The sequence below is a fragment of the Veillonella criceti genome (assembly GCF_900460315.1).
In the GTDB taxonomy this organism is placed as follows: domain Bacteria; phylum Bacillota; class Negativicutes; order Veillonellales; family Veillonellaceae; genus Veillonella_A; species Veillonella_A criceti.
In genome coordinates this window covers 79306-100303 of the sequence record NZ_UHIO01000001.1, presented here as the reverse complement: position 1 = coordinate 100303, position 20998 = coordinate 79306, and the positions used below count along the sequence as shown (strand labels likewise).

Sequence of the window (20998 nt, the reverse complement as noted above, 5' to 3'; positions counted from 1 at the left end):
TTTATGGTAATCCACTACAACAATTACCATAAATCAGTTTTCCTTGTATCTTATATATACCTTACATTATATTAATCTAATGTCTTAATCAAATTTTTCAAATACGTCTTAAACTGCTCTTTAAAAATATCAGATCGCAAACCGTATTCTACTGTGGCTTGTAGATAACCTAACCGATCACCAATATCATACCGACGGCCTTCATAGGCTAAGGCAAATACGTCACTGTTAAGACGTGCCAACCCATCAGTCAATTGTAATTCATGACCAGCCCCTAACGGAGTTTGTTCTAATACTGCAAAAATTTCTGGCGATAAAATATACCGTCCTAAAACGGCTAAATTAGATGGAGCTAAATCCCGACTTGGCTTTTCTACTAAACCGTCAACTTTATAAATATTAGGTTTAATTTCATGACCAGCCACAATCCCATAGGAACTGACTTTATCCTCAGGAACACGCTGCGTCCCTAATACAGAGCCACCCACTTCTTCATAACAATCCATTAATTGTTTTAAACAAGGATATTCTGGATTATAAACTACATCATCCCCCAATAAAACGGCAAAAGGTTCATTACCCACAAAAGCTTTGGCACATAAAATAGCGTCACCCAAACCACGTGGCGCTTTTTGACGAATGAAATGAACACGAATGTCTGCTAAAGATCGCACCATGTCTAACTGTTTTTGTTTCCCTTGTTGTTGTAACAATTGCTCCAATTCAACACTAGTATCAAAATGATCTTCAATCGCCCGCTTATTACGTCCAGTAATAATCAATATTTCTTCAATCCCTGACGCTAAAGCTTCTTCAATAATGTATTGAATGGCTGGCGTATCTACAATTGGTAACATTTCCTTAGGTTGTGCTTTTGTAGCTGGCAAAAAGCGAGTGCCAAATCCTGCCGCTGGAATAACAGCCTTACGAACTTTGCCCATAATTAACCTCTTTTCTAAACACGTATTACAAAAAGCAAAGGCTTAGAGAAAAACAAACGGCCCTTCTCTAAGCTAGCTTTTATTATACTCACTATTTTAATACTAAATATGTATAACACCTCTAGAAATCTTTAGCCACTACTGTATACGACCATTTCTTTTGCTTCGATTGGTAAGTAAGCCATCCTTCAAAGGAGTGCATATCACGATGCCAAGTATAGTCGACGTAACGAAGTTCTCCTGATTGTACATCTCGCTGAGTACTAATAGTAAATGAATCTAACCGTGTTAATTGAATTGTCGCACCTAATACCCAATTACGAGCAATATCAGTAGCATCAAAAGGATATGGTGAATTCCGTCGCATATCCATATTGTTTTGACGATAACTAGAGAATGCAGTCACACGAGAATTCATTCTCCAATCAGATGTAACGCCCCAATATGGCATACTACGAATGCTATCATTATATCCATAATAGTCTCGTTGATAACCACCATAAAAACGTAAATTAGCATTTTTGGACAATTTAATAGCATCATGGCTTACCTCGCCAAAAAACATGGCATGGCTGCCTTTAATATAGTCCTCTTTCCAATAGCCAATATTACCACCACCACGAATAGTAAATGGTGTTTTACCAATATAATATTGATTAGTATACACGGAAAATTCAGGTCGTTTTTCTACCCATACTGTGCGGGCATTTAAGGAAGAAGATTCACGACTTACCCCAAAGGTAGCAACGCCCCAAGGTAAATATTCACGATATCCAAAACTAGGTTTAAACCCTTCTTTAGTCATCCACTGATAGCGTAAAAACAATTCACCACTGTCGCCTACTGGATATTCAATATTCCCTTTTAAACCAAAACCATCATCGCTATTATACGTTGGTCGTGGAATCAAAGAAAATACATTGAATTCACCATCTCGGTCACTACGTAAGGACACAACATATTTTGGCATGCTCAAAATCTTACCGTTTTTAATGAATAACTTAGCATCCCGAATGATAGCCTTATCGCCAGGATATACTTCAATAGTACTTCCTTCGATGCGATAGTCTGGCACACCTTTATACGCCATGGCATGTTTAGTCGTTAACCAGCCTTTGGTAATTAAACCTTGTTGACCATCATATTCAACTTTATCTGCTTTCACATAATAAGGTTCTACATAACCAATAACATCAGGGGCCGACATAGCATTAGTACCACTATTATAGACTAAATTAGTACCACGTAAATCTTTAGTAGCGCCCTTATTTTCTAGAAAATGGAATGCCCCTTCCGTTGTATATTCTTGAGACTTTGTATTTCCTAGTAACTTTTCACTATGAATCTCTTGAGTCCCTTGAACCGCATCGACTTTACCTACTGCCACAACATTACCAGTAGCACTACTATAATACATACTATCAGCATCGACTTTTACAGGTTGCTGACTATTATCAACGACAGGTGTAGGCGTACCGCGACGAACAACGCGAATAAGCGCCCCATCAGATTCATTCATAGTAGCCATACTTACAGGATCTGAATCATAGGCAATATCTTGTGTATTTTCATAAACTAACCCTTTATCATCAGCCGCTTCCACTGATAACAAAGGCATAACGACTAAAGCGGCACTTAACGCATACCTAGCCTTCTTCATTACCATCTTCTACTTACCTCATTTTCATTGGATTAGTTGCGTTTCACAACCACAATTGGCTGCGAAGGAGCGTTACTAGCTTCACTCGATTCTTCAGCCACTTCATCGTCTTCCTCAACCGTACCTTCGGACTCTTCAACGACGTCTTCCTCTGGCTCCTCATTGACCTCAGCGTTTGTATCATCAGCCGGTACCAAAGTAACCGGTTCTGAATCATCACCTAAGGTATACTCATCATAAGAATCTTGAGTGACCGTTTCATTAGCGGTATGAGCCTGACCATCACCGCCAACAACTACACCTTGTACGGTTACCATCTCTTGTGGTTGTACATAAATAGTCGCACCTTCTGGTAAATCTATATTTTTACCTTTAACAAAGAAACCACCGACTAAACCAACAGGGCCTAATAGCACAGCCCCTGCTACGGAAGCGCCAGCCGCTTTTAATTCTTGTTTAGTCTTAGCCTTTGCTTCTTCCCCTTGAATAGCCGTAAATTCTGTCCCATCTAAGGTAGGTACTGTATCAAAAATTAAATCTAATTTACCATTACGTCCAAAAGAAGCAGCTTTTTTCAATTCTGAAATATGCCCTTCCCCTACTGTACCAGCAGGTACTAACAATACATTACCATCCATAATATCATCAGCTACTGTAAACGTGAAGGTATCACCTTCTTTACTCGTCGCTGTATTAATAGGCGTGTTCAAAGTTACAGAAAACACTTCTGTATTCGCTACAGAACCAATTTGAGTCGTTACTTTCAAAGGGGCTCCATTAATAGTTTTCCCCAAAGACTGAATACGACTTTCTAAAGAACCTGTACCAATACGACCAGAAACACTACGCTCTAATTGTTCTACCCGAGATACTAAAGAGCCACTGCCTACTTTATTCTGATATGTCCATTCAAGCATGGAAAGTTGCTGATTCACCGATACCTTGCCACGCACATTGCCTTCAATAGAGTCATATAAGGAATCTACCTGTGCATTCAGTGTACCTGACCCAGACCGCCCATATACAGTTTGCCCAATTTGTTGCACCCGATCAACTAAGGCCCCAACTTGAGTTGAACCATATATTGTATTTTCCAATGCATCTGTTTTTTCTAATACTGTTTCAGGCGCAGCCCATACATTCCCTGAAAAAAGAGCTGCTGCCGCTAACATGACTACTTGTTTTTTCATACATCCTCCAACCATGTGAGACCTAGGTTACACCAAACTTAGGCTATTAAATCTTAATATCAATAATAGCGGATACACCTACGCCTTGAATACGAGAGGCATTAACTGGGTTCTTACTATCAATTGGTACTAACCCTTTAATACGAGCTACGCTATTGAAGCTAGCTTCAATTTGAGCCACCGCTTCTACTCGTTCTACTTCAGAAGCTGGTCCCGTTACTTGAGCGGCCCCAATATAACCGTTATTACCAACACTAACGATTGGTACGACTTTTGTTGAATATGTTGTGCTTAAGTTATTTTGACTTAAAATTTTATTTAAAAAATCATTAATTTGGCCACCAAAACGGTCAACAAGAATCCCTACGCCCCCTACTTTAAGAACACTACCTAAATTAAAATTACCTAAGCTAAAAGCTTGTGCAGGGCCTGCAAATATACCAGTTGATAAAGTCGCAATAGATACTGCCATTACAGTTGCTAATAATTTCTTTTTCATATGTCATCCTCCTTGTTAATGAGTCTTTACAATACTACGTATGCTAGTCTGATTATATCATATATCAAAGAATTTGTCCTTTTTACGCCTCAAAAGTTCCTCTATTTCATCGCATTCATCATAAATTTCACTAAATTTTTATATGCTGCCATACACCACTGTAAAAACGCCAACCAGCAAAAATCATACGCAAACTTTGATCAATTAATAACGCCACCCACGCCCCATATAGGCCAAGTCCAACAGTAAAACAGAGTAAATACGTAATAATAGGGCGAAAAATAGCAATGACAAATAGCGAATATTTCATCACATAGAAATTGTCGCCAGCCCCTTTAAGAACACCAGAATACACTAATTGAAATGCTTGTGGAAAACTAGCAACCGCCATAAGAATCATAATCTCTGAGCCTAATTGCCATACCGCTGGATCCTGAGTAAAGAAATCAAATACAATATGTCGTAACCCAAAATAAGTTACTAAACCAACCATAGAGATACATAAAGCTATACGAATACCTATTTTACCATAAGCAACGGCTAAATCAGGCCGTTTTTTCCCCAACGATTGACCTGTGTACGAAGCACCAGAGTAACTAAGTCCCATAGCAAAATAATAAAAAATGTCAATTAAATTCATGCAAATATGATGCGTTGCAAGAGCTACAACACCTAACGAAGCCACCATTTTGGTATATGCAAACATACCAAAGCGTTCAAAAGCCTGCTCACCTAACGAACTTCCCCCAATATAATAAATAGAGCGTAAAATATCCTTATTAAATCGCCAGCTACCTTTAGACCACGATAAATGCTGATCCTGTCGATGGATAGCGTGCAACAATAACAGACAAATAAGTCCATAACTAATCATAGTGGCAATTCCTGAGCCCACAACCCCTAGAGCAGGCATAGGCCCCCAGCCATAAATCAATACAAAATTTAACACTACATTTATAACATTACCAATAGCGTTAGACGTAAATATAACACGCGTATTACCAACACCGATTAAAGCAGCCCCCACAATAACTGATAAAGCAGAAAAAAAGAGGCCCATAACAATAAATTTACCATAGCTTACCGCCTCTTCAAGATAAGAAGATTGTGCACCTGCAAATATTAATATATCTGCTAAAAAATAAAAACTAAGCATTAATAAAGGTACATAAAATAATACTGTTAATACAATCCCCTGCTTCAAAACAGAGTTCATCGCCTCATAATTATCTTCCCCTTTACGCCTAGCTACAATGGCTGTAATCGCAATGGCTGCTGATCGCACAAAGACAAGCATAACCATTAAGGGTTGGCTCATAATCCCCACAGCCGCTAAAGCATCAGCCCCCAACGCGCCTACCATAGCTAAATTAATAGCCGTCATAAGCTGTAATAAAAGGCCTTGCATTGTAGCTGGCCAAGCCACATCAATATAGTCCTTATAAATAGCCTTAGTCGTTGGTACCGGCCCCAAGCGTGCGTTTACAGGCAAAATATAATCTATCCCCAAATACCGTCTAAATCCCAATATCATGCCCCACTCCTTCTCTAAACCAATCATCATTCTAAAAACACTCCTAAACAAAGGTCATATCCCCTGCTTAGGAGTGTCTATGTCTTGCCTTATTGTGGCAAAGAAATTACTTGGCTGAATGTATCACCAGCATTTTTAATTTTTTGTTCGTTCCCCATTACACTAATATGAGAATCCTTCATAACAGCCCCTACTACCTCAGCTAAATCACGAATATCAGCTTGACGACAATCAATTACCTCTTCCCGAAGTCGCTCAGCTGCTTCTGGTGACCCTTCACCAAAATATTCACTCATAGCACGTGGCCCTCGTAAAGCTGGCGTAATTGGTGTGTCCAAAGTACTCATAGTACCAATAATATATTTACGCATTTCACGATCTGAAATTTCAAAATTCTGTAAATATTGGCTTAACTCTTCATAAACAGATAATGTTTCTGTCAAGTTTGGATCACGATAACTACAAAGAACAAAGTTACCATTATTATAGAAATTGGCAAAAGCGCCATACGCACCACCTTGCACACGTATACGTGTCCATAAGTATTCATAACGAAGAATTGTTTCTAATACTTTCATAGCACCCTTAGGAGTGAAACCATGATCACGGAAGTTCCCCCCTTGTGCTACATACTGTACCTTACCAGATGTAACGATACCTTCATTCACATAGGACTTTGTAATCTTTAACTGCCCCTTATCATATGTACCATCTTGCCATTTTTGAAGTGCTGGCTCTAACAATTCTTTGAAACGATCAAATTCTTCCGTTTCCCCTACAAAGGAAATATCAACATTAGAAGGACGGAATAATTTAGTAGCCACTTCACTTAATTTTGTTGGCAATGCTTGCAATGCCGTTTCATCATTAGCCAATGTAGCCAATTGTTCAAAATAACCAAGACCATCTAAATCACGGAATTTACCAACTTCAGATACCTGCGCCATAACTCGATTAGAAACAATCGTATGACCACGGCGGAAAGCTTCTGTATCCCAAATTGCTTTTGTTTCTTTCACCAATTCTGTTAATCGGCTCACATCAGTATATTCACTATAACTTACAAGTTCAGTTACAATACGTACTAATTCAGGCAACTTAGCATGCAATGCTTTAGCACGAACGATAAACAATGGCGTATACCCATTGCGATCATTATACTTCGTCAACGCCGCTATATCAGCACTAAAGCCGCCTAAATTCATATTAATATCCTGCGCAATAGCATCATAGGTGCGCTCTTTTGTATTAACACGAGCTAACATATCACTTAAAAGGCCTGCGTAGAATAGCTCCTCTTCCGTTAAGCAATCTAAATGGAAATAAAAAGCTGTATAATTAATCCCCTTTGCTTGAGTAGGTACAAAATGAAGGCTAGCCTTACCTAGTTTGCTGTCGTGTCGTTCTACACGTTCAACCTTTGGCGATAAATCAGTAAGTTCTAATAAAGGAATCGTTGCTAAGGCTTCTTCCGTATCTGGTGCGGCTTGACGTGCCTTTAGCGCCTTTGTCTGGGCTACAATAGCTTCAATTTCTTCAGGGCTCATCTTAGCTTTAATCGTAGCTAATTGTTCTTGTTCAGCCTTTTCTTTTTGTTCCTGTAACCCTTTCTCTGGATAAATAGAAACTAATGCTTTATGCTGATTCTGTAACAGCGCACGTTCTATTAATTCTTCGAAATAACGACCTGTTAATCCTTCACGCAACGTAGTTAACGCCGCTTCATAACGAAGTGCCTCAATAGGATCTTTATCATAATTCCATTGATCCATCACTCGAATACCATAAGCGAGTCCAATAGGACGACCACCAAAGTCAGCTTCGCGTAAAGCAAATTCAGTAATATTTAAAGAGGCTTCTAATAACGATTTATCAATCCCCTCTTTTACTAATCGTGCTAATTCTGTTTCTACCAGTTCTTGTAATCGTTTTTGTTCCTTCATTTCAGAACCAGTAACCGAAATATTCCAGATTGGCTGACGAAGGCTATCTAAATAATAGCCACTCACATCACTACCTACACCAGCTTTTACAAGCAATTCTTTAAGTGGCGCTGCTGGCGATGTTAATAAAGCATGCGTTAAAATTTCAAAGCCTAAGTTATCCGCCACTGTCATTTCTGGCATTACATACGTCAAAGCATGCATGGTTTTACCAGTTTCATTTTCATCAGAACCAATACTATATGGATAAGATGCTACTTTACCTGCCGTAAAGGGAGCTTGTACAGCAATAGTAGAATCAACGGAAATAGCGTCAAAATTCTGCAAATATTCCTCATTAATGAAACGCAATTGTTCTTCGATGTCCATTGTACCATATAAGAAAATATAGCTATTGGATGGGTGATAGTATTGCTTATAAAACGCCTGGAACCCTTCGTAAGTAAGTTCAGGAATATTATCGGGATTACCACCAGAATCTACACCATACGTTGTATCAGGGAATAGTTCCGCCATCATATGAGTCTCTAAAATAGAATCAGGGGATGAATAAACACCTTTCATTTCATTATATACAACGCCTTTATACGTCAAATCATCCTCAGCTGAATCCAATTCATAATGCCAACCTTCCTGCATTACGATTTCTTTATCTGTCGCTACACGAGGGTAAAAAACAGCATCTAAGTATACATCCATCAAATTATGGAAATCTTTGTCGTTTTTACTAGCTACGGGATACATGGTCTTATCAGGATATGTCATAGCATTTAAAAACGTATTTAACGACCCTTTCACTAGCTCTACAAAAGGCTCTTTTAGCGGGAATTTACGCGAACCACATAATACAGAATGCTCCATAATATGGGCTACACCCGTACTATCTTTAGGTGGCGTACGGAAGGAAATGGAAAATACTTTATTGGTGTCATCAGCATCAATATAAAGTAAACGTGCGCCTGATTTCGTATGATGTAACATATAGGCAATGCCATTTAATTCTTTTACTGACTCAACCCGTTCAACGGTAAAGCCACTATATATTGCATTTAATTTCATATAAAAACTCCTTTAATGGATACTTAACTATGCTCTTTAAAATAAAACTGTATACAATGTATATTATACTAAAGTTGAGGAATATTTTCAAAATAAAACAGACTTTCCTTCAAAACTAAGAAAGAAAGCCTGTTAATCATCCATCTAATACGCTACAATTAGCCTCGTTTATCAATAACTAAATTATCATGAATAGCGCGAATTGCGTCTTTTACACGTTCTTCAGCAATTAAACAAGTAATACTAATTTCAGAAGTGCTAATAATTTCAATATTAATATTTTCTTCACTCAAAATACCAAACATCTGCGCCGCTACCCCAGGCTGACCAAGCATACCAGCGCCCACGATAGATACCTTAGCCATTTGTTCATTAATAACAAAATCTTCAATGTCACCGGCCGTTTTTAAAGATGCTAATACTTCACGAGCCATCACTACATCATCTAACGTAATCGTAAAGACAATATCCGTAATTGTATCTTCCACAGTGCGAACGCTTTGTACAATCATATCCACATCAACGTTTTTATCCGCTAAACTTTGGAAAATAAGATGGGCAATGCCTGGTTTATTCTTAACCCCTATGAGGGATACTTTTGCTACATTTGTGTCATCCGCTACGCCTTGAATTACATGTTTATTTGCTTCCATGGTATAATCCTCCCGAATAATGGTACCTTCTTTATCACAAAATGTGGAACGTACATGAATTGGCACGCCATAACGACTACCCATTTCAACAGCACGAGGTTGCATAACACCCGCCCCCAAGCGAGCCATTTCCAACATCTCACCATATGTAATCTCATCAAGTTTCACCGCATTCGGTGCAATACGCGGATCCGTAGAATACACGCCTTCTACATCCGTGAAGATTTCACATACATCAGCTTGCATAGCCCCCGCTAATGCAACAGCTGTTGTATCAGAACCACCACGCCCTAAAGTCGTAATATCACCACAATCAGTAATACCTTGGAAACCTGCCACCACGACTACATTACCTGCCTCAAGGGCTGCAAACACACGACTTGGATCGATTGTCAAAATTCGACCTTTACCATGAGTATCACTACTTAAAATACCAGCCTGGGCCCCTGTCATCGATACAGCTGGTTGTCCTTTTTCCATAAAAGCCATCGCCATCAAAGCAATAGATACTTGCTCACCAGTAGATAGTAACCGATCCATTTCACGGCCAAATGGTCGCGATGTAACAGCTTTCGCCAAGGCCACTAAATCATCCGTTGTGTCACCCATGGCCGATACAACCACAACCACGCGGTCATCTTCTTTTTTATCACGCAACACGCGATCTACTACATTGTAAATTTTTTCCGGCGTAGCCACAGAACTGCCACCGAATTTTTTAACAATTAAGGCCACTGTAATCCCTCTTTATCTCTAAAATAACTATTAAAATATATAGAAATACTCTATCATATAAAGGCTATGTCTGTAAAGTACAAAAAGCGCCAAGACCAAAGTCTTGACGCTTTTTAAATAGATTACATCAGTATAATCTACCCTTAGCCATTATTGTACAACAATATCTTTTTCAGATTCCCATAAACCATGGATATTGCAGTAAGAAGCAGCAATCAATTTACCAGATTTTTTGAAGGATGCTACTACAACACCAGCCGCTTCAGCAAATACAGGGCCTTCATTAGCACCAGCAGCAGCTTCACCATGTACATTAAATTCAAGACGAGCTACTTCAAATGGAAGCGTAGTGCCTTCTTCTACATAGTATAATTTAATCCAAGAAATATGATGTTCAGTTGTATTTGGATGAGCAATATCTTTGCCTACTTCCAATTCAATGCGAACTTTTTCACCTGCTTTAACAGTATCAGGAGCCGTAATTACAGGAACATGTTTTTCATTTTTGAAATCTGCAGATTTTACATAATTGCTTAATGCCATTGTGATAACCTCCTTGGTCATAAGAATATATCCTATAAGAACTTACTTATAGTTTAAAATAATATACTGCTTATATTTTAATTATAGCATGTGCCCATATTTTTTCAAGAGTCTATTACGATTTTTTTCGATTTATTTACAATATCAAAATTCAATCCCACGAGCCGCCTTAATCCCTTGCTCATACGCATGTTTAACTACTTGCATTTCCGTTACCGTATGAGCCTTAGCAATAATTTCAGGCCTAGCATCACGCCCAGTTAACACCACATGAAGTCGTGCCGGTTTTTGCTCTAATAAAGTAACAACCTGCTCTACAGGAAGCAGACCAAATTTTATGGCATAGTTAATTTCATCAAAAATAACTAAATCCCACCGATCAGACATAACCTCATCCGTTAACATCTGCCACGCTTTATCAGCCGCTGCTTTATGAGCGATTAAATCAGTTTCTGACGTTTCCTTATTGTGGAAAATAAACCCCTTTCCCATGGGGCGAATTTCAATAGGCATCCCGGCCTCTTGTAAAGCTTTAATCGCTTTTAATTCGCCATACGTAGAGCCACCTTTAATAAATTGCAAAATTAGTACGCGCAGGCCATTACCTACAGCCCGCAAAGCTACCCCTAACGCAGCCGTCGTCTTTCCTTTGCCATTTCCAGTATTCACTAAAATTAGCCCCTCAGACGTCTTATGCGGTGCTACCTCTACAATAGTATCACCCTTTGAGGACTTACTTGTCAATATCTCTGCCATGGCTTAGGCCTCCTTTGCGTTATAGGCGTGAGCCGCTGTTACAAAGCGTTCAGCAGCTGCTTCATTACCCGCAAAATTCAAATGCAAATACGTGGCCAAAATATTCTCTTTACTATAACCACCTTGATACACTTGTCCTTTACGACCACCTTCAAATTGAAAGGCCCAAGGGAACGTTTCTGTTGTCATAGGCGCCACGGGTTCCATGGTTGAAAAATGGAATTCATGACCTCTAAGGCTATCGCCTTCAGAAGCTAACAAAGTATCTTGAAGAGCCGTGGCTGTTACATACCCTACTTTTTGTAATTTAGCTTGCATTACACATCGTGCTGGCACCAACCCTACCATAGGGCGGGCCTGACCTTCAAAATCAGTAACAGATTCACAAAGATACATAAGGCCTCCACACTCGGCATATATAGGCATACCAGTAAGAGCCGCCTCCTTAATCGAAACTAGCATCGATTTATTTTCACTTAATTGGTTGAGGAACATTTCAGGAAAGCCGCCACCAAATAAAAGGGCATCTACCTTTGGTAATTCTTTATCTTTTAAAGGACTAAAATAGACTAAATCAGCACCGGCCTCAGCCAGGGCTTGTAAACTCGCCGGATAGTAAAAGGAAAACGCTTCATCATAGGCTACACCAATGCGTACTGTTGGCCCTTCAGCAGCCGTAACAACTCGGTCTGGCACAATCAAAGTGGGCGCTGCTTCAGCTAGTTTAGCCAAAGCCTCTAAATCAACACTTTGTTTAATCGCTTCACGAATCGTATCTAACGCCGTTTGTGGATTTACTTCTGTCACCGGAGTCAGCCCTAAATGGCGTTCCGGCGAATGCATCCGCTCATCACGATGAATGACACCAAGCACAGGAATGCCCAATCGCTCCATAGCCACTCGAATCATATGCTCATGATTGTCCGAACCAATACGATTTAATAAAACACCAGCAAAGTTAACCGCTGTATCGTATTCTTTAAAGCCTTTAGCAATAGCCGCCGCACTTTCTCCCATCGCTTTACAATCAATCACTAAAATAACCGGCGCATCTAAAGACTTAGCAATTTCAGCGGTGGAACTAACGCCCTCACGACCGCCATCATAAAGACCCATAACCCCTTCAATAATTGCTAACTCTGCATCGCCTGCCATTTCAGTAAAAAATGGCTTCATCTTATGAGGTGGCACTAACCAAGTATCTAAATTATAACAATCTCGGCCACTGGCCAATTTGTGGAACCCTGGATCAATATAATCAGGGCCCACTTTAAATGCTTGTACTTTTTTACCTTGTTCGTGAAAAGCAGCCAATAAACCAGCTACAATGGTAGTCTTGCCTACGCCAGAATTGGTGCCAGCAATGACAATTCTTGGAATAGCATATGATTTCATAGTGTTAGCGATCCTTACGCTTAGCCAATACAGTGGATAAATAGTTTAATTTTAAATCAGCTGGTAACTTATCAAGGCCACGATATACTTCTTCTCCATCAAGGCCTACACGACTAATCATTACAGCATCATCAGCCATATCATGTTTTTTAAGCGTTTCCTGTACTTCATGGAAATTACGATATACTTTCATAATAACGGCATCATCAGCTACAGCTAATACTTTATCAATCTTTTCTTTAGGCGCTGTCGCTGGCACAATAGCAAGCACTTCTTCTTTTTCTACAATCGGATAGCCTAAATGAGATCCAATAGCACAGAATGCGGTCACACCAGGAATTGTTTCAATTTCAAAGCCCGTATTTTCAATCAAGCGATATACATACATATATGTGCTGTAGAACATAGGGTCACCTAATGTCAAGAACACTACATTCTTACCTGCTTCTAAGTAACCTAAAATGACTTTACGAGCTTCTTCCCAACCTGCGGCTTGCGCATTATCATCAAGTACCATAGGAAATACTACTGGCACAATTTCAGTGTGATCCTGAATATATGGTTTAGCAATATTAAGTGCTACCGACCCATCCTTCTTTTCAGTCTTAGGGGTAATAATAATATCTGCTTCCCCTACAATACGAGCTGCTTTCACAGTCATTAATTCTGGATCTCCAGGACCTACACCAATGCCATACAATTTACCTTTCATGGTTACTCTCCTTATCTGTTTATCTACTTTTTTATACGAAATACATACCTTACTATTGTATGCGGTAAGCCTGCCATTGGGCAAGCATTAATTCTAATGTGCGTCATGATTTTATATCATAGCCAAATCATGACGCACAACCAATTAAGCAACCTTTGTAACTCAGACTTACTTAATATTAGGAATGGAAGGTCGATGTGAAACACGACCTTCATATCGGCCAGCTATAGCATCTGATAAGTGATCACAATACAATTGCTGAATAGCGCGATATTCACCAAGACCTTTCATGTGACGCACCACTTCATAGCCTGCTGATTCTATGGTTGACTGCACACTCTCCTCATCATCACCAAAAATGTCATGCAACGCATGATCACCGGCCACCAATAATAAAGGATGGATATGAATGCGCCCTGGTCGCTTACCATCTAACCATTCCCAAGGAATTATCACATCATCTAATTCAGGAAAACATTCTAAAGTAGTAATCCGTACATGATGATACCCTTTGCGCAATAGTTTGAGTTGCAATGCACTATAAGATGCATTGCCCACACTCATACCACCATGTCCTACTAACACTAAGCCTTCTTCTTTGGGAATTGGTAATGTCTTAATAAACGTTTCAATTAACGCTTCATAATCATCAGGCCGTTCTTCCTGTCCTAAGAAATACAATAAAGGTCGCCCAATGGCAATATGTTGCAAAGAGCCTTGCCCTTGATAAGCTAAAATATTTTGTTTAAGTTTATCAAATTCTTCGCCACCAATTAGATGCAGTGGCTGTACAATAATAGATTCATACCCTTCTTCAATAAGGGCCTCTATAGCGCTCTGCTCAGTATCAATCATTTCACCACGTTCCCGTAAACGTTTCACTATAATACGTGATGTAAACGCTAAACGCACGTCTAAATCCTTGTATTTCGTTTTAATAAACTCTACTACAGGATTAATTTGGTTTTGCCGTGCAGACGCTACCGTCGTGCCAAAGGCTACTACTAAAATAGCTTGTTTCATACACCCTCCTATGTGACGAAAACGGCCCTCACTAGAGGACCGTTTTTATTATTTTATAATAGATAAAATACTTATACGACTTAAACCGCTTACACTGCCATAGACTCACGGTTTACAGACTCCCCCCGCACAACCTCGCGCGTAGCACCTTGATTCTGCTGGTAAGCCTGTTGTTTGCGTTCAATCATACGAATGGATTGAGCCAAATGCTTTAAGAATAAATCCTGAATAAACGGATTCTCCCCTAAACCTTCATTCCAAATGGTAACGCCATAACCTTCATCTGTTAATAATGTAGCCACTGAGTCAGATCGATCACCACCGAGAAAATCCATTAAATGTTCGGACCCGATTAATGCCAGTGGAACGACTAATACGTCTTTATGATCCAATCGTTCTAAGAGCGTCAACGCTTGTTTAAAATTAGGAAAACCATTGGAGGTAAATACTGCCACATTTTGACCATTACCGTACAAACATTTTAATTGTAACGCACTAAATTCCAATTGATTTTGTCCATTCGCCATTAACAAAATGGATTTATTAAGTGCCCGAATATTTACATGTTTCATGATAGCATCAATGGTGGCCACATAATCATCAGCATAATTCTTAACCCCTAATGAGCTAAGTAATGGTTTACCTACATGAATCCGCATTGCATGGCGCTCACAGGTATATGTAAAAGCAGAAATAGCTTTGCGCATCTTCTGATAACACTGATCAGCGACTAAGGCGAAAGGTAATACAAAGACATCCCGTACTCCTGTGTCCTTAAACTCCGCCAAAACCCCTTCCAAAGACTGCACTGGCACTTCATACTTTTCATTCCACTTTTCTATTAATGCATCGGCTAAAAAAACTCGACGAATCACAGCATCAGGATATGATTTTCTAATTTTGGCTTCCATAATGCCTACAGACTTTTCTACAGCCTCACCATAAATCGATCCAAATGTGGCTAAAACAATACCCTTTGTACTCATTTATACATCCTCCGATATCAAGAATACCTATACACCATCGAAATGATGACTACTCTAAATCAGACTGAATTCTGTCATATTTTATAAAATCTAAAATATTCGAAATACATGTCACACTTTGTTTGTTGGTATAATGATACGTTAGATTTAAAATTTAGTCAATGAGAATTTTTCTCATTTCTATTTTTATCAATGACTATCAATGAGAATTTATCTATTTAATATCATTTTCATTTAATAAATCTAATTCTATCGTTCTAGTTCTATTTTTATCGATTTACAGAAGTTTTTAACCATCTCATAACTTTAATATATTCTATAATTCAACAAGTATTTTATCAATATCTTCCATACATACTATACTAACTACGGTCCTAGTTAAAATAGTAACATAAAAATATCAAGTCAAATAATTGAGAATTTTTATACATTTTTATTCAGTAAGTATACCAAAAATACAATTCACAATAAAAATTTTACATAGTTAATTGATACCTATTATGGTTGAGAGAAGACTCTAGGTGCAACTACTTCAAAAATCTCAGCAATAAGTTTCAAATATTTACCTTCAATCAAAGTTCGTTTTCGTTCACTTTTCGTAATCAACCATAACTGTCGTCCATTATACGTTATGCGTAATAAACTATTAATATATTCATTAAAGTCCTCTTCCCCCATAGCCTCTTTTAAAGCTAATAGTTTAGAGTGAATCGGTTCCCCTTGATATTCAGGACGTTCTAATACTGGGGTAAATGTTACTTCGTACACAGAGCTAGATACTTCATTAGGCCCTGCACCATTCATAAATTGATCCATACTTGGACCTCCTTTATTTATATACTTTAAATACCTACTTCTTCATAGTACCAAACTTTCTTCACTTTGCCTATGTCAAAAGCATTCACAAATAGACAAATAACAAATTATCATATCTCTCACCTAGTATTCCTCATTACCACATAGTTGGCAATCCCAACGACTATATAGCGGCCAATCCCTCCTGTCATATGCCTTCTAGCCCAGCCTCACCTACGCTGCTCATTCGCCCTGTAAATCAGCCTACTTATACTCATACCCTACCCCGTATTGCATTGACAGTGGACATCTATTTTGCTATGATGATATCAAAATAAATACAACCTGCAAGGTGTATGACTTAATAGGAAAGAGCAGTAAAAGCTGCCGCGGTCCCGCCGCTGTAAGAGGGAGCACAATCAGTATACCACTGGAGTAATTCTGGGAAGGTGATTGCTGTGAAGAACTTGAGCCAGAAGACCTGCCTTGTTGGATAACCTATACCCCACGAGCGATGGCGAGGTTAATTGAATGTTCTAGTGTATCTTTACAACCTCCCCTACAAGTGGAGGTTATTTTTGTATTTATTATCTATTATTCTTTTTCTATTTTTTATCACGAGGAGTGAATGAAATGAGTAAACAATTTTTCAAAAAAACCTTAGCTACTACATTAGCAGTGGCCGCACTAACCGGTTTCGGTTTCCTTGGCACACAAGTAAATGCCGCTTACCAATTAAGTGACGAAGTTAAAACCGCCACACCAGCATTATTAGAAGCTACTGAAATTGGTGTTCGCACCTACAATACAGACAATGCCGAACTTGCCAAAGCCCCTAATAAAGATGCTATCGTAGTTATGAGCTTCGGTACTACTTTTAAAGACACTCGTGCAAAAACTATTGACGCCGCTGTTAATGAAATTAAAGCACAACATCCTGGTGTAAAAGTAGTCACTGCGTTCACTTCTCACATCATTATTGATCGCATCAAAGCTAAAGAAGGTATCACTTACCCAACCCCTGAAGAAGCTCTTGATCAATTAAAAGCCGAAGGGTATACCCGTGTAGCGCTCACAACATTAGATGTAATCCCTGGTATTGAATACAATTATAAGACGGGCGTTTACAATCAGTACAAACATAACTTCAAAAAAATGACATTAGGTACACCACTTATGTACTGGATGGGGCAAGAAGATCAAACTGATGACATTGCCAAAACTGTACAGGCTGTCGCTACACAATTCCCTAAAGTAGGCCCTAAAGATGCCGTACTTATCATGGCTCATGGTACTCCAGATCCATCCAATGCGTACTATGCAGTTATCCAAGATCGCCTTGATTCTGCAGGGCTTAAAAACGCCTATATCTACACGGTAGAAGGATGGCCTAGTCTTGAAGATATTGTACCTCAATTAAAAGCAAAAGGTATCAATCATGTAACCTTAATGCCATTTATGATGGTAGCAGGCGACCATGCTAACAATGATATGGCTGGTGATGAACCAGATTCTCATAAATCCATTCTTCAAGCTGATGGTTTCAAAGTAGATACTTATATCCACGGTCTTGGCGAAAACCAACAAATCCGCGATCTCTTTGCAGCCCATGCCCAAGAAGCTTGGGAAGCCCTTCAAAAAGACGATGTAAAGTAGGATTGAACTTGTATGAGACCATTTAAACGAATTTTAACTATAGTAACGATAGTATTATTAGCGCTAGTCGTTTTAGCTGGTTGTGGCAAAACAGACTCTAGTCATACTAGTGAAACACGCACCATAACCTATAAGGATCAAACCTATACGGTGCCAGCTAACCCCCAGCGCATTGCAACCTTAGCTAATTCCTTGCTTAACTTTCTTGATGCTATCGATGGCCAATCTATCAGTCGTGTTGATTCTAGTGATGCCCTCTCTGATAAATTAAAAGCCCTTCCTTCCTTAGGGCAAACAGCCAATATAAATATGGAAGAGCTTCTTAGTTTAAAACCAGATTTAGTGATTGGACTTAGCAATCAGCATGGCAAATATGAAGGACAACTGCAAAGCAATCAGTTACCTCATATCCTTGTAAGCTATGATGGTATTAAAGATAATGTGCCATTATTACTATTCTTAGGCGAATTAACACATCACGAAACTAAAGCGAAAGAGGTAGTCGCCCAGTACAATACCAACATTGATAAAGTAAAAGCTGCCATCAAAAATGTAACGCCAGCCCGTGTTGCCGTTTTACGAGCTACTGGTAAAGCCGTTACTGCAGAAACTGAATTAGCCGTCACGGCTGCTATGGTCAAAGAATTAGGCATGACTAATGTAGTACTACAACATGGTGATTTTGATAAATCAGCCAAAACCATTCCTTATTCCTTAGAAACCTTAGCCGCTGATGATCCTGACATTATCTTCATTTCTACGATGGGTAAAAAAGAAGATATTACTAAAACAATGGAAAAAGAAATGACGAGCAATCCAGCTTGGCAGAATTTAACAGCTGTAAAAAATGGTAAAGTTTACTACTTACCATCTAATCTGTTCTTACTAAATCCTGGTCTTCATACACCAGACGCGATGGCCGAACTCGTGAATATGGCCTATGGCATTAAAGTAGATTTTTAAAAAGAATTAACAACAAAGGGACTGTAATCAAATGTCAGCTATCCGCTACATTCCATTACAGTCCCTTTTCTAATACCAGTTCCCTAGAGAACTCACAATGTGTACGTCTCTTTAGCGCTCCAAAATTTGACAAAGAGCCAAATAAACTGTAGAGCCACAAAAATTTATCACTCAATTATAATAAACCTTCAATTTTAATATATGGGCTGGCTTCAGGTCCTTCTTCAATTTTAGCATCCACTGAAAACACAGTTTGCAATAACTTAGCTGTCATAACATCCTTTGGTGTGCCTACCGCGGCTAATTGGCCTTTATGAAGTACCGCAATTTGATCCGAATAGCGAGCCGCTTGGTTTAACTCATGTAATACCATGACAACTGTCAATCCCTGCTCCCGATTTAAGCGACGCAATAATTCCATAACTTCAAATTGATGATTAATATCTAAATATGTCGTTGGTTCATCTAATAATAAAATTTCAGGATCTTGTGCTAAAGCCATAGCAATCCAAACACGTTGCCTTTCGCCACCCGACAAAGACGATACACGTTGCTGCCGTAAATGCGTTGTCTTCGTAACCGCCATAGCCTCTTCCACCGCTTTACGATCCTCACCAGCTGTATTACGCCACCAATTTTGGTGTGGAAAACGCCCACAATAAATGAGTTCTTCTACGACCATATCTTTAGGTACTTCTGGCGATTGTGGTAAAAACGCCATTCGCTTCGCGAGTTCACGAGCCGAATAAGAGCTCGTTAAACGACCACCCATAGCAATCGTGCCTTGTTTTGGTTTCACACTGCCAGTAATACATTTAAGCAAAGTACTTTTCCCACAACCATTAGGCCCAATTAAGGTGGTAATAGCCCCGCTAGGAACAGACCATGAAATATCTAACAGCACATCTTTTTGCTCGAAGGAGACGGCTAAATTCTGCACAGTAATTGCCTCCATTACGCATCCCTCCGCAACAAATATAAGAAAAATGGGGCTCCAAAGAAGGCCATAATTATGCCAACAGGCACTTCTACAGGACTAAATAATACCCGTCCTAAGGTATCACTCATAACGAGTACAGCCGCTCCTAAACAAGCCGAGCCAGGCAATAAAAACTTATAATCCGTACCAATAATCATACGCGCAATATGAGGAATCACCAGCCCCACAAAGCCGATAAGGCCAGCTACACTTACAGCACTAGCTGCCAAAAAGGCAGCTACCGCCGTCATGGTAAACCGTGTTTGTTCCACGGGCAAGCCTAAGCCCTTAGCCGTTTCATCACCTAAACTTAAAATCGTTAACCGCTGTGACCCTAAAAAAGCTACCAAAAGACCGATTAATGTATAGGGAGCCAATAAATATACTTGTGGCCAACTACGTGCTGATAAGCCCCCTACCATCCATAAAAGCGCCCCTTGTACGCGATCACCATAGAATACAAGTAAGGCCGATATGCCAGAGCCAAGAAAGGCCGCCACCGCTACACCCGCCAAAATAATCCGCGTAGGCCGAATGCCATTCTTCCAAGCTAATGCATAGACCATGAGGGCGGCCGCTAAGGCCCCAGCAAAGGCTACAAGCGGTACTAAATATTCCCAACTTGGAAAGAGAATCAAAATAATAACCCCAGCTAACCCCGCCCCGGAGGATACGCCTACAATCTGTGGATCAGCCAACGGATTTTTCATAACTGCTTGCAAAATAGCACCAGCTACGGCTAAATTGGCCCCCACCAAGGCCGCTACAATATTGCGAGGAAACCGGATATTCCAAATTACCATATCCTGTGTATCTGTAAGTTCTGAACTCCATAGAGTGTGCCAAATCTTAGCCAATGTAATATCAGCCGACCCAAATACTAAAGATACAACCATAGCCACGAGTGCTAAAGCTAAAAAGCCTAGCACCCACAAACTACGTTTTACATTTCGCTGCATGACTTGTGCAGGCTGAC

At 39.5% G+C, this 20998-nt stretch carries 18 protein-coding genes and 1 riboswitch; of the genes, 2 read left to right on the top strand and 16 right to left on the bottom strand.

All coding sequences use genetic code 11. The annotated features are described in order from the left end of the window. Window positions 1-71: 71 nt before the first annotated feature. From galU to DYE54_RS00400, 14 genes are all read right to left on the bottom strand, one after another. Window positions 72-941, bottom strand: a complete 870-nt coding sequence (gene galU, locus DYE54_RS00465) for a UTP--glucose-1-phosphate uridylyltransferase GalU (RefSeq protein ID WP_115309385.1) — start codon at window positions 939-941, stop codon at window positions 72-74. 121 nt (window positions 942-1062) lie between these two features. Further along, window positions 1063-2607, bottom strand: a complete 1545-nt coding sequence (locus tag DYE54_RS00460; RefSeq protein WP_115309384.1) for an LptA/OstA family protein — start codon at window positions 2605-2607, stop codon at window positions 1063-1065. Between the two features lie 26 nt (window positions 2608-2633). Further along, complete coding sequence (locus DYE54_RS00455) at window positions 2634-3791, bottom strand: hypothetical protein (protein ID WP_115309383.1); 1158 nt, start codon at window positions 3789-3791, stop codon at window positions 2634-2636. Between the two features lie 46 nt (window positions 3792-3837). After that, on the bottom strand, window positions 3838-4290 hold the full coding sequence (locus DYE54_RS00450) for a hypothetical protein (protein WP_115309382.1): 453 nt from the start codon (window positions 4288-4290) through the stop codon (window positions 3838-3840). Window positions 4291-4420: 130 nt separating this feature from the next. Then, on the bottom strand, window positions 4421-5824 hold the full coding sequence (locus DYE54_RS00445; RefSeq protein WP_115311052.1) for an MATE family efflux transporter: 1404 nt from the start codon (window positions 5822-5824) through the stop codon (window positions 4421-4423). An 89-nt stretch (window positions 5825-5913) separates the two neighbouring features. Beyond that, a complete protein-coding gene (locus tag DYE54_RS00440) occupies window positions 5914-8826 on the bottom strand; it encodes an insulinase family protein (protein ID WP_115309381.1) in 2913 nt (970 codons plus the stop codon). A 158-nt stretch (window positions 8827-8984) separates the two neighbouring features. Further along, window positions 8985-10214, bottom strand: a complete 1230-nt coding sequence (locus DYE54_RS00435) for an aspartate kinase (RefSeq protein ID WP_115309380.1) — start codon at window positions 10212-10214, stop codon at window positions 8985-8987. Between the two features lie 150 nt (window positions 10215-10364). Then, window positions 10365-10757, bottom strand: coding sequence for a class II SORL domain-containing protein (locus tag DYE54_RS00430; RefSeq protein ID WP_115309379.1), 393 nt, complete (start codon window positions 10755-10757; stop codon window positions 10365-10367). A 144-nt stretch (window positions 10758-10901) separates the two neighbouring features. Next, on the bottom strand, window positions 10902-11513 hold the full coding sequence (cobO, locus tag DYE54_RS00425; protein WP_115309378.1) for a cob(I)yrinic acid a,c-diamide adenosyltransferase: 612 nt from the start codon (window positions 11511-11513) through the stop codon (window positions 10902-10904). A 3-nt stretch (window positions 11514-11516) separates the two neighbouring features. After that, window positions 11517-12908, bottom strand: a complete 1392-nt coding sequence (locus tag DYE54_RS00420; protein ID WP_115309377.1) for a cobyrinic acid a,c-diamide synthase CobB — start codon at window positions 12906-12908, stop codon at window positions 11517-11519. Between the two features lie 4 nt (window positions 12909-12912). Further along, on the bottom strand, window positions 12913-13620 hold the full coding sequence (gene cobI / locus DYE54_RS00415) for a precorrin-2 C(20)-methyltransferase (protein WP_115309376.1): 708 nt from the start codon (window positions 13618-13620) through the stop codon (window positions 12913-12915). A 168-nt stretch (window positions 13621-13788) separates the two neighbouring features. Next, complete coding sequence (locus tag DYE54_RS00410) at window positions 13789-14643, bottom strand: sirohydrochlorin cobaltochelatase (RefSeq protein ID WP_115309375.1); 855 nt, start codon at window positions 14641-14643, stop codon at window positions 13789-13791. An 89-nt stretch (window positions 14644-14732) separates the two neighbouring features. Further along, the gene (locus DYE54_RS00405) at window positions 14733-15629 is read right to left on the bottom strand and encodes a sirohydrochlorin cobaltochelatase (protein WP_245935671.1); all 897 of its coding nucleotides are present in this window, start codon (window positions 15627-15629) and stop codon (window positions 14733-14735) included. 498 nt (window positions 15630-16127) lie between these two features. Then, a complete protein-coding gene (locus DYE54_RS00400) occupies window positions 16128-16445 on the bottom strand; it encodes a hypothetical protein (protein ID WP_115309374.1) in 318 nt (105 codons plus the stop codon). A 312-nt stretch (window positions 16446-16757) separates the two neighbouring features. Continuing rightward, a riboswitch (cobalamin riboswitch) is annotated at window positions 16758-16927 on the top strand. Between the two features lie 130 nt (window positions 16928-17057). Here DYE54_RS00400 and DYE54_RS00395 point away from each other — a divergent pair. Further along, entirely contained in the window at window positions 17058-18080 is a 1023-nt protein-coding gene (locus DYE54_RS00395; RefSeq protein ID WP_115309373.1) for a sirohydrochlorin cobaltochelatase, read from the top strand. A gap of 12 nt (window positions 18081-18092) precedes the next feature. After that, entirely contained in the window at window positions 18093-19043 is a 951-nt protein-coding gene (locus DYE54_RS00390; RefSeq protein ID WP_115309372.1) for an ABC transporter substrate-binding protein, read from the top strand. A gap of 175 nt (window positions 19044-19218) precedes the next feature. Here DYE54_RS00390 and DYE54_RS00385 read toward each other — a convergent pair whose 3' ends face one another. Further along, on the bottom strand, window positions 19219-19998 hold the full coding sequence (locus tag DYE54_RS00385) for an ABC transporter ATP-binding protein (RefSeq protein ID WP_115309371.1): 780 nt from the start codon (window positions 19996-19998) through the stop codon (window positions 19219-19221). Further along, complete coding sequence (locus DYE54_RS00380) at window positions 19998-20981, bottom strand: FecCD family ABC transporter permease (RefSeq protein ID WP_115311051.1); 984 nt, start codon at window positions 20979-20981, stop codon at window positions 19998-20000. The genes DYE54_RS00385 and DYE54_RS00380 overlap by 1 nt, the downstream gene beginning before the upstream one ends. Window positions 20982-20998 lie beyond the last annotated feature (17 nt).

Excerpts from the sequence above, each read along its gene's own strand:
- galU (WP_115309385.1), bottom strand. The coding sequence starts at position 941 with ATGGGCAAAGTTCGTAAGGCTGTTATTCCAGCGGCAGGATTTGGCACT.
- DYE54_RS00460 (WP_115309384.1), bottom strand. The coding sequence starts at position 2,607 with ATGGTAATGAAGAAGGCTAGGTATGCGTTAAGTGCCGCTTTAGTCGTT.
- DYE54_RS00455 (WP_115309383.1), bottom strand. The coding sequence starts at position 3,791 with ATGAAAAAACAAGTAGTCATGTTAGCGGCAGCAGCTCTTTTTTCAGGG.
- DYE54_RS00450 (WP_115309382.1), bottom strand. The coding sequence starts at position 4,290 with ATGAAAAAGAAATTATTAGCAACTGTAATGGCAGTATCTATTGCGACT.
- DYE54_RS00445 (WP_115311052.1), bottom strand. The coding sequence starts at position 5,824 with ATGATATTGGGATTTAGACGGTATTTGGGGATAGATTATATTTTGCCT.
- DYE54_RS00440 (WP_115309381.1), bottom strand. The coding sequence starts at position 8,826 with ATGAAATTAAATGCAATATATAGTGGCTTTACCGTTGAACGGGTTGAG.
- DYE54_RS00430 (WP_115309379.1), bottom strand. The coding sequence starts at position 10,757 with ATGGCATTAAGCAATTATGTAAAATCTGCAGATTTCAAAAATGAAAAA.
- cobO (WP_115309378.1), bottom strand. The coding sequence starts at position 11,513 with ATGGCAGAGATATTGACAAGTAAGTCCTCAAAGGGTGATACTATTGTA.
- DYE54_RS00420 (WP_115309377.1), bottom strand. The coding sequence starts at position 12,908 with ATGAAATCATATGCTATTCCAAGAATTGTCATTGCTGGCACCAATTCT.
- cobI (WP_115309376.1), bottom strand. The coding sequence starts at position 13,620 with ATGAAAGGTAAATTGTATGGCATTGGTGTAGGTCCTGGAGATCCAGAA.
- DYE54_RS00410 (WP_115309375.1), bottom strand. The coding sequence starts at position 14,643 with ATGAAACAAGCTATTTTAGTAGTAGCCTTTGGCACGACGGTAGCGTCT.
- DYE54_RS00405 (WP_245935671.1), bottom strand. The coding sequence starts at position 15,629 with ATGAGTACAAAGGGTATTGTTTTAGCCACATTTGGATCGATTTATGGT.
- DYE54_RS00400 (WP_115309374.1), bottom strand. The coding sequence starts at position 16,445 with ATGGATCAATTTATGAATGGTGCAGGGCCTAATGAAGTATCTAGCTCT.
- DYE54_RS00395 (WP_115309373.1), top strand. The coding sequence starts at position 17,058 with ATGAGTAAACAATTTTTCAAAAAAACCTTAGCTACTACATTAGCAGTG.
- DYE54_RS00390 (WP_115309372.1), top strand. The coding sequence starts at position 18,093 with ATGAGACCATTTAAACGAATTTTAACTATAGTAACGATAGTATTATTA.
- DYE54_RS00385 (WP_115309371.1), bottom strand. The coding sequence starts at position 19,998 with ATGGAGGCAATTACTGTGCAGAATTTAGCCGTCTCCTTCGAGCAAAAA.
- DYE54_RS00380 (WP_115311051.1), bottom strand. The coding sequence starts at position 20,981 with ATGCAGCGAAATGTAAAACGTAGTTTGTGGGTGCTAGGCTTTTTAGCT.